At 33.0% G+C, this 14,530-nt stretch carries 16 protein-coding genes; 3 read left to right on the top strand and 13 right to left on the bottom strand.

Features of this window, described 5'->3' with window-relative positions:
• Positions 1 to 183: 183 nt before the first annotated feature.
• From yajC to ruvC, 7 genes are read right to left on the bottom strand one after another with little or no spacing between them, the layout of a single operon-like run.
• Entirely contained in the window at positions 184 to 525 is a 342-nt protein-coding gene (yajC, locus tag RT412_RS15775; protein WP_313340806.1) for a preprotein translocase subunit YajC, read from the bottom strand.
• Positions 526 to 545: 20 nt separating this feature from the next.
• A complete protein-coding gene (tgt, locus tag RT412_RS15770; RefSeq protein ID WP_313340807.1) occupies positions 546 to 1,655 on the bottom strand; it encodes a tRNA guanosine(34) transglycosylase Tgt in 1,110 nt (369 codons plus the stop codon).
• Between the two features lie 26 nt (positions 1,656 to 1,681).
• Positions 1,682 to 2,722, bottom strand: a complete 1,041-nt coding sequence (gene queA, locus RT412_RS15765) for a tRNA preQ1(34) S-adenosylmethionine ribosyltransferase-isomerase QueA (RefSeq protein WP_313340809.1) — start codon at positions 2,720 to 2,722, stop codon at positions 1,682 to 1,684.
• Complete coding sequence (locus tag RT412_RS15760; protein WP_313370447.1) at positions 2,719 to 4,365, bottom strand: SpoIID/LytB domain-containing protein; 1,647 nt, start codon at positions 4,363 to 4,365, stop codon at positions 2,719 to 2,721. Before RT412_RS15760 ends, queA begins: the two co-directional genes overlap by 4 nt.
• Positions 4,365 to 5,408, bottom strand: a complete 1,044-nt coding sequence (gene ruvB / locus RT412_RS15755; RefSeq protein ID WP_313340811.1) for a Holliday junction branch migration DNA helicase RuvB — start codon at positions 5,406 to 5,408, stop codon at positions 4,365 to 4,367. The genes RT412_RS15760 and ruvB overlap by 1 nt, the downstream gene beginning before the upstream one ends.
• A gap of 1 nt (position 5,409) precedes the next feature.
• Positions 5,410 to 6,009, bottom strand: a complete 600-nt coding sequence (ruvA, locus tag RT412_RS15750; protein WP_313340814.1) for a Holliday junction branch migration protein RuvA — start codon at positions 6,007 to 6,009, stop codon at positions 5,410 to 5,412.
• A gap of 20 nt (positions 6,010 to 6,029) precedes the next feature.
• A complete protein-coding gene (gene ruvC / locus RT412_RS15745; RefSeq protein ID WP_313340817.1) occupies positions 6,030 to 6,530 on the bottom strand; it encodes a crossover junction endodeoxyribonuclease RuvC in 501 nt (166 codons plus the stop codon).
• A 256-nt stretch (positions 6,531 to 6,786) separates the two neighbouring features.
• Between ruvC and rodA the strand changes: the two genes are divergently transcribed.
• Positions 6,787 to 7,938 (top strand): rod shape-determining protein RodA, encoded by a 1,152-nt coding sequence (gene rodA, locus RT412_RS15740; RefSeq protein ID WP_313340819.1) that lies wholly within the window; start codon positions 6,787 to 6,789, stop codon positions 7,936 to 7,938.
• 7 nt (positions 7,939 to 7,945) lie between these two features.
• Here the strand turns inward: rodA and RT412_RS15735 are convergent, their stop codons facing one another.
• Both RT412_RS15735 and RT412_RS15730 read right to left on the bottom strand, forming a co-directional pair.
• Entirely contained in the window at positions 7,946 to 9,598 is a 1,653-nt protein-coding gene (locus RT412_RS15735; protein ID WP_313340822.1) for a nucleoside kinase, read from the bottom strand.
• A gap of 11 nt (positions 9,599 to 9,609) precedes the next feature.
• Complete coding sequence (locus RT412_RS15730) at positions 9,610 to 10,518, bottom strand: RluA family pseudouridine synthase (RefSeq protein WP_313340825.1); 909 nt, start codon at positions 10,516 to 10,518, stop codon at positions 9,610 to 9,612.
• A 278-nt stretch (positions 10,519 to 10,796) separates the two neighbouring features.
• On the opposite strand from RT412_RS15730, the gene RT412_RS15725 reads away from it, so the two are divergent.
• A complete protein-coding gene (locus tag RT412_RS15725; protein WP_313340827.1) occupies positions 10,797 to 11,303 on the top strand; it encodes a hypothetical protein in 507 nt (168 codons plus the stop codon).
• Positions 11,304 to 11,448: 145 nt separating this feature from the next.
• Here the strand turns inward: RT412_RS15725 and RT412_RS15720 are convergent, their stop codons facing one another.
• The 3 genes from RT412_RS15720 to RT412_RS15710 form a co-directional block, all read right to left on the bottom strand.
• Positions 11,449 to 12,003: a DUF6648 family protein gene (locus RT412_RS15720; protein WP_313340829.1), complete on the bottom strand. Its 555-nt coding sequence runs from the start codon at positions 12,001 to 12,003 to the stop codon at positions 11,449 to 11,451.
• Positions 12,004 to 12,256: 253 nt separating this feature from the next.
• Positions 12,257 to 12,685: a hypothetical protein gene (locus tag RT412_RS15715; RefSeq protein ID WP_313340831.1), complete on the bottom strand. Its 429-nt coding sequence runs from the start codon at positions 12,683 to 12,685 to the stop codon at positions 12,257 to 12,259.
• A gap of 105 nt (positions 12,686 to 12,790) precedes the next feature.
• Positions 12,791 to 13,720: a TIGR01212 family radical SAM protein gene (locus RT412_RS15710; RefSeq protein ID WP_313340834.1), complete on the bottom strand. Its 930-nt coding sequence runs from the start codon at positions 13,718 to 13,720 to the stop codon at positions 12,791 to 12,793.
• A gap of 232 nt (positions 13,721 to 13,952) precedes the next feature.
• Here RT412_RS15710 and RT412_RS15705 point away from each other — a divergent pair, with 232 nt between their 5' ends.
• The gene (locus RT412_RS15705) at positions 13,953 to 14,159 is read left to right on the top strand and encodes an asparagine synthase (RefSeq protein ID WP_313340836.1); all 207 of its coding nucleotides are present in this window, start codon (positions 13,953 to 13,955) and stop codon (positions 14,157 to 14,159) included.
• A gap of 138 nt (positions 14,160 to 14,297) precedes the next feature.
• Here RT412_RS15705 and RT412_RS15700 read toward each other — a convergent pair whose 3' ends face one another.
• Positions 14,298 to 14,489 carry a DUF378 domain-containing protein gene (locus tag RT412_RS15700; RefSeq protein WP_313340839.1) on the bottom strand — a complete coding sequence of 64 codons (192 nt, stop codon included), beginning with the start codon at positions 14,487 to 14,489 and terminating at the stop codon, positions 14,298 to 14,300.
• Positions 14,490 to 14,530 lie beyond the last annotated feature (41 nt).

Below are 14,530 nucleotides of genomic sequence, written 5' to 3'. Positions count from 1 at the left end.
ATGGGTTAGGTCATAAGCAGGTTAAGTCATAAGCAGGGGAATGCATCAAATTTATTTGTTCGCTTCACTCACATAAATTTGGCATTCTGTGCATTTGACCTACCAGCCATTTTTCAGAAAAAAGACTCTGAAAAATGGGGTTAGGTCATAAAAAAAACAAGGAGCGAAAGCTCCTTTAATTTTCTAATTGTCTTTATCTTCATCTGCTGATGTTTCTTCTTCAACATCTATAATTTCTGCCTTTTCTTTTCCTTTTTTAGCAACCGATCCGATTGCCCATTTAGAAAACTCTACTCTTTGTTTTGCATGAGACATTTCCAACGTTACTATTTCATCGTTAACTTTAACAATTTTGCCGTGAATTCCGCCTATTGTTATAACTTCATCACCAAGGGTTAAACTGTCTCTCATTTCTTTAATTTGTTTGTCTTTTTTCTTCTGTGGTCTTATCATCATGAAATACATTAATCCAAACAATGCGACCATCATTATAAGTCCGCTAAATTGTGAACCTTGCTCGAGCATATTTCCTCCTATGTAATCAATTAATATCCATAATTCTCATAAAATTCTTTTTTGAAATTCATGAAATTATCTTCCATTATACTTATTCTAATACTTTTCATTAAATTAATCAAGAAAAATAAATTATGTATTGAAGCTAACCTTGCTCCAAGTATTTCATTTTCGCCAAATAAATGTCTCACATAAGCTCTTGAATAATTTCTGCATGTATAACAGCCGCAGTTTTCATCAATTGGCTTAAAATCACGTTTGTACTTTGCATTCTTAATCGCAAGCTGACCCTTGCTCGTCATAAAAGCGCCGTGTCTCGCCATCCTCGTAGGTAAGACACAGTCAGCCATGTCTATACCCCTCTCCACAGCTTCAAAGAGATAATCGGGACTTCCCACACCCATCAAGTATCTTGGCTTATCCTTCGGTAAATAATCAACCGTGTAATCCATTATCTCACACATCAAATCTCTTGGTTCACCGACACTTAATCCTCCAATAGCATAACCGGGAAAATCAATATCAGTAATTTGCTTGGCACTTTCTATTCGTAAGTCCTTGTACATACCCCCTTGAACTATTCCAAACAGTGCCTGATTATCTGTATTCTTATGAAATTCCTTGCATCTTTTAGCCCATCTTGTTGTACGCTGCATTGATTTTTCTACATAATCATGAGAGGAGGGATATGGGGCACATTCATCAAATGCCATCATTATATCAGAACCTAAATAATTTTGTATCTCCATGGATTTTTCAGGACTTATAAAGTGTTTGGAGCCATCTATGTGAGAACGGAACTCAACACCTTCTTCAGTTATTTTTCTTAAGGGTCCCAAGCTGAAAACCTGAAATCCACCACTGTCTGTTAAAATCGGTCCGTCCCAGTTCATAAATTTATGCAGTCCTCCTGCTTCCTTTATAAGGTCGTGACCGGGTCTTAAATATAGATGATATGTGTTTCCTAAAATTATTTGTGCCTCTAAATCTTTTAATTCCTCCGGGGTCATTGATTTCACCGTCGCCTTTGTTCCAACCGGCATAAATATCGGAGTTTCTATAGCTCCATGATTAGTATAAATTTTGCCTAAACGTGCCTTACATTTCTTCGATTCTTTTATTAACTCATATTTAAACATTTTTCACCCTACTTAATTTATTTGAATTATTTTATGAACATTGCATCACCAAAGCTGAAGAATCTGTATTTATTATCTACTGCCGTTTTATATGCTCTCATAATGTTATTTTTACCGGCCAATGCACTTATTAGCATGATTAACGTGGATTCAGGCAAATGGAAATTAGTTATCAATGCATCCACCACTCTGTATTTGTAGCCGGGGAATATAAAAATATCGGTCCAACCCTTTTCCGGCTTTACCAAACCATTTTCGTCTCCTATGGTTTCCAATGTCCTTGTGCTTGTAGTTCCGACAGAAATCACTCTCTTACCATTTTGTTTTGCATTGTTTATTTTGTTTGCCTCGCATTCGGATAATTCATAATATTCCGAGTGCATCTTATGCTCAGATATAAATTCGGCCTTTACCGGTCTAAATGTTCCGAGACCTACATGGAGTGTTAACCTTGCTATATCGACACCTTTGTTTTCTAAGCTTTTTAATACCTCATCGTTGAAATGAAGACCTGCGGTCGGAGCCGCTGCGGAACCGGGATTTTTAGCATAAATTGTTTGATACCTGTTTTTATCCTCCAATTTTTCATGTATATACGGCGGCAAGGGCATTTCACCAAGCTGATCTAATATTTCTTCAAATATACCCTTGTAATCAAATTCGATTATTCTGTTTCCATCCTCTAATACTTCAACTATTTTTCCTGATAACAGATTCTCTTTAAAAGTTATTTCTGTTCCCGTTCTTGCTTTTTTCCCCGGCTTTACTAAGGTTTCCCATCTTTTGTCACCGGTTCTTTTAAGTAAAAGGATTTCAATTAAGCTTCCCGTATCCTTTTTAGTACCGAACAATCTTGCAGGCAATACCTTTGTATCATTAATTACGAGGCAATCTCCTTCATTAAAGTAATCAACAATGTCATAAAAATGCTTATGCTCAATTTCTCCTGTTTTTTTATCAAGAATTAACAACCTTGAATGGTCTCTTTCCTTTATAGGTGTTTGCGCTATTAATTCTTCCGGCAACTCATAATAAAAATCGCTGGTTTTAAAATTTATTTCTGTCATCTGATAGTTACTCCGGTAAAGTAGTGTTTTAATATTTCTTCGTAGCTAAAGCCCTCTTCTGCCATTTGCTTAGCACCATACTGGCTCATACCAATTCCATGTCCCCATCCTCTGCCTTCAAAATTATATGAGGATGAGTCTGTTTTAAGAGTGGAGATTCCGTTTGAGGATATAACAGAAAGTGTGTCTTTAGTTATTTTGCTCGTTCCGTCACTTGATATTACATTCTTACCTATAATGCCTCCCGAGTTTAAGCTTTTAAAGCTTTCATTTGCTTCCTCTTCGTCTTCTGCATCCACAATATTGTCTAATATGCCCCCTCCTCTTGAAGGAACTGTCTTATTTTCATTTAAATATGTAAATTCGTTAGTAAAATAATATACGTTGCCGTTTATTATATCAAACCAAGAACTCATAAGTCCTAATAACAACCTTGCATTTTCTTTCTTATATGAAATTTCTCCAATATCAGTGGAAAATATACATTCCACAACTCTGTTGTTTTCAGTTACTTTGGTTATTTCCACTGAATAAAGCTCTCTGACATTATTGCCGTCATCTCTTAACTTTTTGATTATTTCTTCCTTACTGTAGCTTTTCTGCCATTCATTATATGGTGAGCCGGATCTGTCACTGTATGCATCATCTACCCCTACAGCATAGGGTAAGTTCTCAAACCACACATTTTCAGTACTTTCGGTGCTTCCGCCGCTGGTTGAATGATAAAATGCCTGAATCAGCTTATCATCATAATAAATTGCTTCACCCCTTGTTTCATCAACTGCTTTATCCGTTGATTCTTTTTCCGAATTGTATCCTCTGTACACCTGAGAATTCTGATTATCATCCATATCGTACAGGGCTCTTGGATTTTTATTATAGATAGCATATGTTCTCGCCGCCACGGCTTGTGCTTTCAAGCTTTCCATTCCCCATGAAGCCGATATTTCATTAGGTACAACACCGTATAAATAGCTTTCCAAATCAACATAGTTAATTGATATAAGCTTTGAATCTTCAATTATTTTAAAGCCCATATATCCCCGGTACGGTCTGTTTTCAATCATTATCATATCAATGGACTCTTTATCATAATAGGATGTAAAATACAGATTAGAGTTATTATCATACATTAAAACCGGCTTATTCTTTTCATTATATACAACTATACTTCTGAATTCCGTGTTTACAGCTTCACCGTCATATCCGTTGTTGCTTAATTTATTTAAAAGAGATTTTGCATCGTTTTTGCTTGAATAAAATCCGGCGTATATTTTGAAACCATCACTATCAAAATAAGGATAAAAATCATCACCAAAATTATTTTCGAACTCTTTTGCATAGCTTAACGCCTCTTCATACGAGTCATAAGTATCATCTAATTCAATATGATAGGATTTATTAGAATCCAAATGTACACTTATATGATTACTGTCAAGATTAAAAATCTCATTTGGATTTTCATTTATTTCATAAACAGTTATATCTTCATACCCCTTTAAAGAAGCTTGTTCATTATAAACCCTTGGGAATCTTATTCTGACTTTCACATATTCTGTACCAGTTGCAGCATAGCATACAGCTGTGAACAAAAATATTATTAAAATTGAAAATACGATTATTCTATTGCGTAATTTTGCCATTAAAATTCCTCCCCTAAATCAAAAGAAAGTTGTCCGTCATTTTGTCTGATTTTATTAACGTGCCTATATCCTAATTCAGTAACTACCCTGCCTCTCGGTGTTCTGTTCAAATAGCCGATTTGCAGCAAATAAGGTTCATAAACATCCTCTATGGTTCCCTTTTCTTCACCTATGGAAGCTGATAATGTATCGAGTCCGACAGGTCCGCCCTTATAAAAATCAATAATTGTATTCAATATCCTTCTGTCGAGCTTATCCAGACCCATTTGGTCTATTTCAAGCATCCTGAGAGCCAAATCCGCAGTTTCGGTATCAATTATACCGTCACTTTTCACTATGGCATAATCTCTCACACGTTTCAGCAATCTGTTTGCTATTCTTGGAGTTCCTCTTGAACGCCTTGCAATTTCTTCCGCACCCTTATCATCAATTTCGATATTAATAATGCCTGCAGACCTTATAACTATTTCTTTTAAATCTTTCGCATCGTAAAAATCCAAATTGCACAATACACCAAATCTGTCCCGCAAAGGCGATGCTAACATTCCCGACCTTGTTGTTGCTCCAATTAAAGTAAATTTCGGTAAATCTAACCTTATAGACCTTGCAGAAGGACCCTTACCGATAATAATGTCAAGAGCAAAATCCTCCAATGCGGGATACAAAACTTCCTCCACATTTTTGTTTAATCTATGTATTTCATCAATGAAAAGAACATCATTTTCATTTAAATTAGTCAATATGGCTGCCAAATCACCGGGTCTTTCAATAGCAGGTCCTGAGGTTACTCTTATATTTACATTCATTTCATTAGAAATAATATTGGCAAGAGTAGTTTTTCCAAGTCCCGGAGGTCCTGATAAAAGCACATGGTCAAGAGGTTGATTTCTAAGCTTTGCTGATTCAATAAATATATTCAGAACTTCCTTTACTTTTTTTTGACCGATATATTGAGATAATCTTTGAGGTCTTAAGCTAAGCTCCAATTCCTCTTCGCCGTTATTAACAGTACCGGCTACAATTTCATTTTCTCTGTCAAACATATCATACCTGCCTATTTATATTTTTTAACGCCTCTTTGATAATTTCGTTTTCACTTTTTCCTTCAACATCTATTTTATCTAATACCTTTTTAGCTTCATAAGAATTAAATCCTAAGCTGATTAAAGCACTTAATATATCAGATGATTCACATTCAGTCCGGAAAATCCCTGTTCCCTCTATATCACCGGCTACTCCTTCTATAACTCCAATCTTGTCTCTTAATTCAAGAATAACTTTACTTGCAGTTTTTTTGCCTATACCGGGAACCTTGGACATTCGATTTACATCTTCTTTTAATATGATTTCTTTAACCATATTTGATTCGTATGTAGACAGTACAGAAAGTCCTGCCTTTGGACCGATTCCGTTAACAGATATTAATTTTTTAAACAATTCAATTTCATCTGATGTTAAAAATCCGTAAAGAGCTATAATATCTTCTCTTATGTGCATATATGTAAGAATGGTCGCTTTTTCTCCTTCACAAAGCTTGTTTAAGCTTGAAAGTGAAGTGTTAACGAAATAACCCATATTATTGTTATCTATCACTATGTAATCTAATCCCTTTTTTACAACCGTGCCTTTGATATAGCTGATCATTTTTCCTCCAAATTTAATCGTTAATATTTAATGATTTTAAAGCTGTCTGCAAATTTTAATGAATGAGCATGACATATTGCTAATGCCAAGCCGTCAGCCACATCATCCGGCTTAGGTATCTTGTCCAACTTTAATATAACCTTTACCATTTCCTGAATTTGCTTTTTTTCTGCCCTGCCGTATCCTACTATACCCTGTTTAATTTGAAGGGGAGTATACTCATAAAGAGGTATATTTTTATTTTCTGCAGCTAACAGGTGTACTCCTCTCGCTTCTGCTATTGCGATTGCAGTCTTAGAATTTTTGTTATAAAACAGCTCCTCTATTGCCACGGCCTGAGGCTTGTATACATCGAATATATTCATATAGCTGTCATAAATCTTCTTAAGACGTTTTGGAAATTCCTCGGAGCTTTCAGTAGTAACAGCACCATAATCTATAACCTCAAATTTATTGCCTGAATAATTTATTATTCCATATCCTGAAATTGCAAGCCCCGGATCTATGCCTAATATTATCATATATCTACCAACCTTAATATAATGTATTAATTATATCATAAGTGTCATACTATGTAAATCTTTGGCTTTTGCAAAAATTTGTTTTGCAAATGTTTAAAATATGTTATAATTAGCTGATTTATACTGTTCTTATTTTAGATGCGGACAAATATTTGTCTGCAACACAGGAAAACAGTATATACTAATTCGCTTCAAGGGAACTAATTTAATGCGAATCAGTATTATAGACAAATAGATTTTAAAAGGAATGTACAATATGTTTAAGAAAGATAACAAGCTTAAAAGGTTTGATTTTATTTTACTGTTCACCACAATAATTTTGTGTATTTATGGATTTATAGTTATTAACAGCGCTACTTTAAGTAAAACTTTTGGAAGTCAGCCGTTTTTAAAAACTCAAATAACGGCATTTGCTTTAGGTATGGTTGCTGTGTTTATATTGTTATTCATTGATTATGATATATATGGAGGATTTTATCTTCCCATTTACGGCATTACAATAGCATTTTTAATTTATGTATTAATAAATCCTGTAAAAGCTCCCGAATGGGGTGATGTCAGGAGCTGGATGAGCATAGGTTCTATAGTTTTTCAGCCGTCAGAATTAGCTAAATTTGGTGTCATTATTTCTGTATCAAAATTTATTGACATCCATAAGGACAATATAAATAATCCTGCAATTCTTATTAAAGTCTTAGTATTTGCATTTTTCCCTATAGCACTTATTTTAATGCAACCGGACTTAGGAACAGCATTGGTTTTTGTATTTTTCATTGCTGTAATGCTTTTTGTTGCAGGAATTGACAGAAAGTATATAATAGCAGTTCTTATAATTGCCTTAATACTTATAGTTATAGGTTTAGTGGTATTGTACAATATTATGCAGGATTATGTACCCACTGAGGATTATCGTGTAGACCGAATCGTCACATTTTTCTATCCTGAATTAGATCCCGAGGATACAGGATACCATGTTATTCAATCAAAGATTGCTATTGGTTCGGGAATGATTTATGGAAGAGGCTTGTATGAGGGTGTTCAAAATCAATTGAATTATCTTCCCACCAAGGAAACAGACTTCATATTTGCGGTAATAGGAGAAGAATTGGGGCTTATAGGCGGTTTGCTTTTATTAAGCTTATACGGTATATTGTTTTACCGACTCATAAGAATAGCAAGGAATGCGGCTAATTTATTCGGTTCACTGATAGTTACCGGAATTGCCGCAATGCAATTTTTCCACATATTCGAAAATATAGGTATGACTATGGGGCTTTTACCCGTTACGGGAATTCCTCTTCCTTTTATAAGCTACGGCGGTACATTTATGCTCGTCAATACGGTAAGTATCGGCTTGGTACTAAGCGTAGGCATGAAAAAAGGAAAAATAAGTATGAACGACTTTTAGGAAGCTGTTATTCGAAGCAGCTTCCCCCAATAAACTCTCTTACGATAGACGTATTAACAATAGCGTCTTCATTTTCAATAGTTCTAAAATAGCTTAAGAACCTCAGCAGCCTTTGTCTTTCAGCATAAAATTCACTGTCTTTTTCTATTTCCATTAGAACAGGTTCTACATATTTTTTCAAAACACAAAGCTCATAAACAAGTGCTGAATTAAAAATTGCATCTGCATTTTCCTGATATGGGAATATATATTTTTCAGTTCCCCTAACCACATTACTCCAGAGCTGCATGGTTTTAAGCGCATTATTTCCTCTGTGTGTATTGTCTCTCACGATTCGTCTTATCAATCTTAAATCTGATGTTGAAATACGATTGTGATTATCAATGTTTAATTGAGTTAATGCACTTATATATATTTTAAATTTGTTCATCTGAGGTATTTGCTTGGTTAATTCATCATTCAAGCCATGTATGCCCTCAATTATTATTATGTGATCCTGTGTCAGTGTAATCGGCTCTCTTGTATATTCCCTAATTCCTTTTACAAAATTAAAAACCGGAATATTTACTGTTTCGCCTGACATTAAGCTTATTAAGTGTTCATTGAATAAATCTAAATCTAAAGCGTCTATTGTTTCAAAATCAAAATCTCCATTTTCATCTTTAGGAGTCAGGCGCCTATCCACAAAATAATCATCAAGTGAAATAGCATATGTTTTTTTACCGTTAACTCTCAGCTGTATAGACAACCTTTGGGCAAATGTAGTTTTACCTGATGAAGAAGGTCCGGCTATTAATACAATTTTTATGTTCTTATCTGAAGTTATAGCATCTGCAATATAAGCTATTTTCTTTTCATGGAGCGCTTCGTTGATACGAATCATATCATCAATAATGTCGTTTTCAATTTTCTTGTTTAAGGCACCCACATGCCCTACATTCATTATTTCTCCCCAATCCTCTGCTTCCTTGAATACCTTAAAAAGCTTCTTTTGCTCAATATGTTCAGGCAGCTCGAAATCACTTTCAGCTGTAGGAAAATTTAATATTATTCCCGGATAAAACAACCTTAAATCAAAACTATTTATTACTTCCGTGCTTGGCGCTATATGTCCGTAAAAGGTATCATAATATCCATCTAATTCATATATTTTCACGTAATCTTCCTTGCGGTAATTCAAAAGCTCTACCTTGTCTGTCATACCTTGCTTCAGGAAAATTTCCTGCGCTTCATTTATACTGATGCAAATTCTATTAATAGGTCTTCTGTCTTCAATAATTTCATTCATTCTATTTTTAATATTAATGAGTTGATTTTTAGAAATTAAATGCTTATTCTTTAACTCTGTATACAAACCCTTATTTAAAGAATGCTTTATTTCTACCTCTATATCATTAAAAATGTCCTTGCACGCCTTTATATAAATAAGTGATAATGTTCTGACATAAATTCTGTGTCCGTCACTATCTTTAATATCCAAAAATCGAACTTTATCATTTTCATTTAATTTATCATATTCCAATGATTGAACCTTATTATTTACCTTGGCACCTAAATAGCTGATATAGTCATCCTTGTATTCTCTTTTTAATATCGAATAAAGTGATTCGTTACTCTCAACATCTATTATTTCATTTTTATTTAACAATTCAATTTTCATCAATTTCCTCCTCATATTGTGAATCTGTCCTTTATTTCTGATTTCACCTCCATTTTATTTAAATAAGCCAAATTATCTACATAGCCATCTAATATAAGCTTGTATGCATGAAGAACCTGATGCTTTTCGCTGTCCTTTCTGCCATATTTTTTATCTCCTGCAACAGGATGACCTACGGATGAAAGATGTGCTCTTATTTGATGGGCTCTGCCTGTTTCTATTTCTATTTCAAGCCATGTAAAATTATTTTCTGTCTTTATCGGATGTGCATATGTAACAACCTTTTTTGAATTTTCTGTTGTTTTCTTAACTATTTTTACCATGTTTTTTTCATCATTTTTAATTAAATAATCCCTTAGCTCTAAATCCTCTTTTATTATACCGTGAACCTTGGCAACATAAAATTTTCTTATGCTTCTTTCTCTGATTGCTCTGTTGGTTTGTTTTAATGCGTCATAATTTTTTGCGGCAATAACAAGTCCCGATGTATTTTTGTCCAATCTGTTGCAGACTGCCGGTTTAAATGTAAAGCTTATATTTTCTTCCTTTGCATCCAGATACATTTTTATTTCGTCAATTAAATTTCTGCTGCTCGTTACATCCGGCTGCGTGCTTAACCCGACAGGTTTATTTACTACGAGAATATTATCATCCTCATAAACCACTTTAAAATGAATGTCCGTCTGCTTTAAAGTTTTCTTTTCTCTGAATTTATTTATTGTGTCATCAGATAAATAAAGCTGCACCAAGTTATCCTTTTTCAAAATGGTTTCCGGCTCTGCCTTTAAGTCATTAATCTTTATATTTTTCTTTCTTATCATTTTATAAATAAACGACTGATTTGCTTTATTTAAATATTTTTTTAAAAATCTGTCTAATCTTTGACCTTCTTCATTGTTTGTTATTCTGATTTCTTTCATAATTTCTCCGATATTTACTATGTATATTACTTTATTATACCAAAATTACTCGATATGTATATAATGAATTGAAATATTTGATAAAATTAACAAGTTTTTATTGCATGTACTTATTGTATAAAAAACATTTTTGTGCTAATATATTTTAAGGGGAATAATACTAATTCGCATTAAATATGTTCCCTTAGAGCGAATTAGTATATACTGTTTTCCTATGTTGCGGACAAATATTTGTCCGCGTATTAAAATTAAAACAGTATAAGTCAAGGAGTTACCAAATGAAAAAAATTATAAACGCTATAAGAGATTTTTTATATAATATTACAGACTACGGATTAATAGTGACGGTAATATTGGTAATGGTTGTAATTTTGGGCTGGAGATTTAATATACTGATGAATAAGGGTATAGAAAAAGAGGTAATAAAGGATAATTTACCTGAGATAATAGCCGACAATGAAGATAAGGACCCAGTAAGCCCAGAAAACCCGGGACAAGTTGAAGAAGATCCGGAAGGTGAACCGGATGACGAAGAGCCCTCTCAAGAACCTACAAAACCGGTTGAAAACAGCGGATTAATTGCAACAATTAATATCCCCGAAGGTTCATTTCCTTCTAAAATAGGAGATATTCTCTTAAATTCAAATTTAATTGAAAACAAGGAAGATTTCTTGGACAGATCAGTTGAACTTGGCTTAGATACAAGATTAAGAAGCGGTACTTTCGATATAGAAGTAGGAACATCCTTAGACAACATAATAAAAATAATAGCTAATGCTCAATAATAGAAACAATGGAATGGCAATAGGCCGGCGATTGATTGGCTATAGATAAGTATTTGATAAAGAATCGAGAGTACATTTCACTCTCGATTTCTATTGTTATTCAATTGATAGTCAACTGCAAATCCATTACCTGTCCATTGATTTTTTAGTATTTAGAATTTACATAATAATCAATTACAGATTTTTTTCTTTTATCTGAAAATACATTTTCTTTCCTTAAAACCTCTAAAAGCCATATGCTTTTTGAATGCAGTACTGCATACTCATAATCTCCAAGGACTATTTCATATAATTTTCCTTCAAGAACAGATGATTCCATTTTAATAAAATATGCTTCAATATTTTCAAAATGTAAAAACCTTAATAATCGAAAAGTGGTTTTATCCTTTTCGTTGTAATAATAATCCGCTTCTCCCAAATATTTTTGGTAATAGCTTATATGCTTTCCCTTGTCCTTAATTCCCTGAGCAATCATTTTGTGGTACTTTGCCATCATATTATAGTACTGATAGTTATACATACCCTTTTCAAAGCTGTCTATGCGCTGGAAGGGCTTAATGCTTTTATCTATCATATACCTATAGTTTAACTCCAAATATTCCTTCTTGTTTATGTCGCCATTCATATGTTGAATTATCAAAGAATCCCTATGTTCAAAAAAATCATCAAAGATAGTTTTGTTTGGCTTGAAATAATTCATAAAATCACTCTTTCTAAATTGTCATACTATAAAGCACCTTAATTTTATCAGAAAACATACAATTTAGCAATAAGCAGATGATCTAAACTTTTAAGCAGATGACCCAAATTTTTAATTTGGTGTCAGTCGCTTATACTGTAAGGGCAAGCAATCGCAGAGGAACGAATCAAATTTGTTCTGCGCTGTCGCTTGTACAAATGGCGGTAGGGCATAAAAAATGCGAATGATTTTCAAACCATCCACATTATATTAATTATGACATTACTGCCTCTAATATTATTTTATTTTTCAACCCTTCCGGAATATCTTCATAGTCATGATTTACACTCATAATAAAATTAACATTGAATTTTTCAGATAAATATTCTAATCTGTTAACTACTTCATCTAAACGTTCTAAACCTGCCTGCGCTATCTTATACAGTCCGTCTATGTACACATATTCTACATCATAATCAGTTGCGATTAAGCCACATACAAACCCATGAAACTGCTCCGCGTTTGTTAGTCCAAATTCCTTTGTGTTAATATATCTGATTCTATAATCCAAATCAAATATATGTCTGTTGTTCGCTTCTAAGAAAACCATCTTTCCCTGTATACTATCGATCGCTTTGTTTGCCATATCAATCATTTTTCTTGTTTTGCCAGTGCCATTGTGTCCACAAATTAATTGAACCATAATAATCACACTCCTACGCTTTAATTTTATAAAAGTTAATTACATTTATATTGTACCACAAACAAAAAATGTTTACACTACTTATTTTTATTTTTTACAGTTTATTTACATTTCCATTTGTGTCTTAACTTTAGACCCTTGATAACGCCCGCTTTCTTTCATTTTATCTATTATCTCATCCTTAATTTTCCACCAGCTTATACCCCAGTTTACAAATAAAGAATTTTCCTCAGGAGCTCTGCCAACTAATCTTTGAACTGCTATATCCTTGTGTAAGTACTCCAAAAAAGTAATAACCCGTTCCACATATTCATCCTTTGTTATTACAGTTATTTCCTTATTTTTATATAATATTCCCATTACAGTATTTTCCATTATGTAAAGTGAATGAATTTTTACCTGATCAACCTTTAATACTGTCAGTATTTTAGCAGCTTCAATCGTATCGACTATGTTATCTCCCGGTAAATTTAAAATAACATGGGAGCAAATTTCAAAATCATATTTTTTTATTCTTAACACTGCATCAATAAACTCTGAGAGAGTGTGTCCTCTGTTTATTGAAATAAGAGTATGGTAATTTACTGTTTGAAGCCCCAGTTCTATTGAGATATTGATATTATATTCTTTCTTAACAGAATCAAGAAATATAAGATAATCTTCAGAAATACAATCCGGACGAGTAGAAATTGATATTTCAACGATATCATCAACTATGGATTCCCTAATATAGTTTTTAAATGCCTCTAATTCAAGATATGTATTTGTATAATTTTGAAAATAAGCTATGAATTTTTTCGGCTTATACTTTTTTTTAATATAATCCATATTTATTTTTATTTGTTCCTTAACATTTAATGAGCTGTCTAAGCTCTCAAAGCCTGTTCCGACGTCAGCGCAAAAAGTACAACCTCCATAGCCTATTGAACCATCCCTGTTTGGACAGGTGCATGGTATATTGATCGGAAGTTTATAAACCTTTTCACCATATTTTTCTTTTAAATAATTTGAATATTCATTGTATAATTCAGCCATATTATTCCTACAAAATAGTATTATTAGCTTATTATAAACAATTTTCAGCTAATAATCAATAACAGACGAAGATCCTTATTGAAATTTTATCTTTTATTACCAATAAATTAATCATATTATTTAAAACATTTTACAGATAATATAAGTAGATGACCCAAATCTTTGATTTGGTGTTAGTAGCTTATGCTGTAAGTGAACTAACAGATAATATTAATAAAACACGGAGGTATAAATGAGAAACGGAATGATTCCAACAGTTATAGGTACAGTTGTAACAGCAACAGGATTTGCATTAAGAAATTCAAATATTCCCGATTCATATAAAAATGGATTAATAGGATTTGGATTGGCACAAATTGCTATGGGCTCAGCAGAAATGTTAACTGAAAGCATACAAAAAAACAATATGATGGGCAGAGTAACAAGTGTATTTAAGTGAGCAGATGACCCAAATCTACGATTTGATGTCAGTCGCTCATCCTGAACATAAGCGAAGAATCTCATGTACAATCAATGAGATTCTTCACACGTTCAGGACGACACAATAATTATGTTAAGAACAAACAAATACTGACGTTTACGCAAATATTACATAAAGTAACGAATAAAGTCCGGCAATTCCTATCAATAAGTAAACTATTCTTCCAAATTTGTTTTTCCAACCGCCAAATAAACATTCTACTATATCAATTTTTGATATTCCATAAAGACCCCAGTTTAATGCACCGATAATAATAAGTATTGAAGCTATTGCAGTTATTATTTTCATATTTCCTCCTCGATAAACATAATATTAATACATTATATTTA

The sequence above is a fragment of the Sedimentibacter sp. genome (assembly GCF_032080165.1).
Taxonomy (GTDB): domain Bacteria; phylum Bacillota; class Clostridia; order Tissierellales; family Sedimentibacteraceae; genus Sedimentibacter.
The sequence above is the reverse complement of the archived record's forward strand: the minus strand, read 5'-3'. Positions and strand labels throughout refer to the sequence as shown.

Excerpts from the sequence above, each read along its gene's own strand:
- rodA (WP_313340819.1), top strand. The coding sequence starts at position 6,787 with ATGTTTAAGAAAGATAACAAGCTTAAAAGGTTTGATTTTATTTTACTG.
- RT412_RS15710 (WP_313340834.1), bottom strand. The coding sequence starts at position 13,720 with ATGGCTGAATTATACAATGAATATTCAAATTATTTAAAAGAAAAATAT.
- ruvB (WP_313340811.1), bottom strand. The coding sequence starts at position 5,408 with ATGTTTGACAGAGAAAATGAAATTGTAGCCGGTACTGTTAATAACGGC.
- RT412_RS15720 (WP_313340829.1), bottom strand. The coding sequence starts at position 12,003 with ATGAATTATTTCAAGCCAAACAAAACTATCTTTGATGATTTTTTTGAA.
- RT412_RS15705 (WP_313340836.1), top strand. The coding sequence starts at position 13,953 with ATGAGAAACGGAATGATTCCAACAGTTATAGGTACAGTTGTAACAGCA.
- tgt (WP_313340807.1), bottom strand. The coding sequence starts at position 1,655 with ATGTTTAAATATGAGTTAATAAAAGAATCGAAGAAATGTAAGGCACGT.
- RT412_RS15715 (WP_313340831.1), bottom strand. The coding sequence starts at position 12,685 with ATGGTTCAATTAATTTGTGGACACAATGGCACTGGCAAAACAAGAAAA.
- RT412_RS15730 (WP_313340825.1), bottom strand. The coding sequence starts at position 10,518 with ATGAAAGAAATCAGAATAACAAACAATGAAGAAGGTCAAAGATTAGAC.
- queA (WP_313340809.1), bottom strand. The coding sequence starts at position 2,722 with ATGACAGAAATAAATTTTAAAACCAGCGATTTTTATTATGAGTTGCCG.
- RT412_RS15735 (WP_313340822.1), bottom strand. The coding sequence starts at position 9,598 with ATGAAAATTGAATTGTTAAATAAAAATGAAATAATAGATGTTGAGAGT.
- ruvC (WP_313340817.1), bottom strand. The coding sequence starts at position 6,530 with ATGATAATATTAGGCATAGATCCGGGGCTTGCAATTTCAGGATATGGA.
- RT412_RS15760 (WP_313370447.1), bottom strand. The coding sequence starts at position 4,365 with ATGGCAAAATTACGCAATAGAATAATCGTATTTTCAATTTTAATAATA.
- yajC (WP_313340806.1), bottom strand. The coding sequence starts at position 525 with ATGCTCGAGCAAGGTTCACAATTTAGCGGACTTATAATGATGGTCGCA.
- ruvA (WP_313340814.1), bottom strand. The coding sequence starts at position 6,009 with ATGATCAGCTATATCAAAGGCACGGTTGTAAAAAAGGGATTAGATTAC.
- RT412_RS15725 (WP_313340827.1), top strand. The coding sequence starts at position 10,797 with ATGAAAAAAATTATAAACGCTATAAGAGATTTTTTATATAATATTACA.
- RT412_RS15700 (WP_313340839.1), bottom strand. The coding sequence starts at position 14,489 with ATGAAAATAATAACTGCAATAGCTTCAATACTTATTATTATCGGTGCA.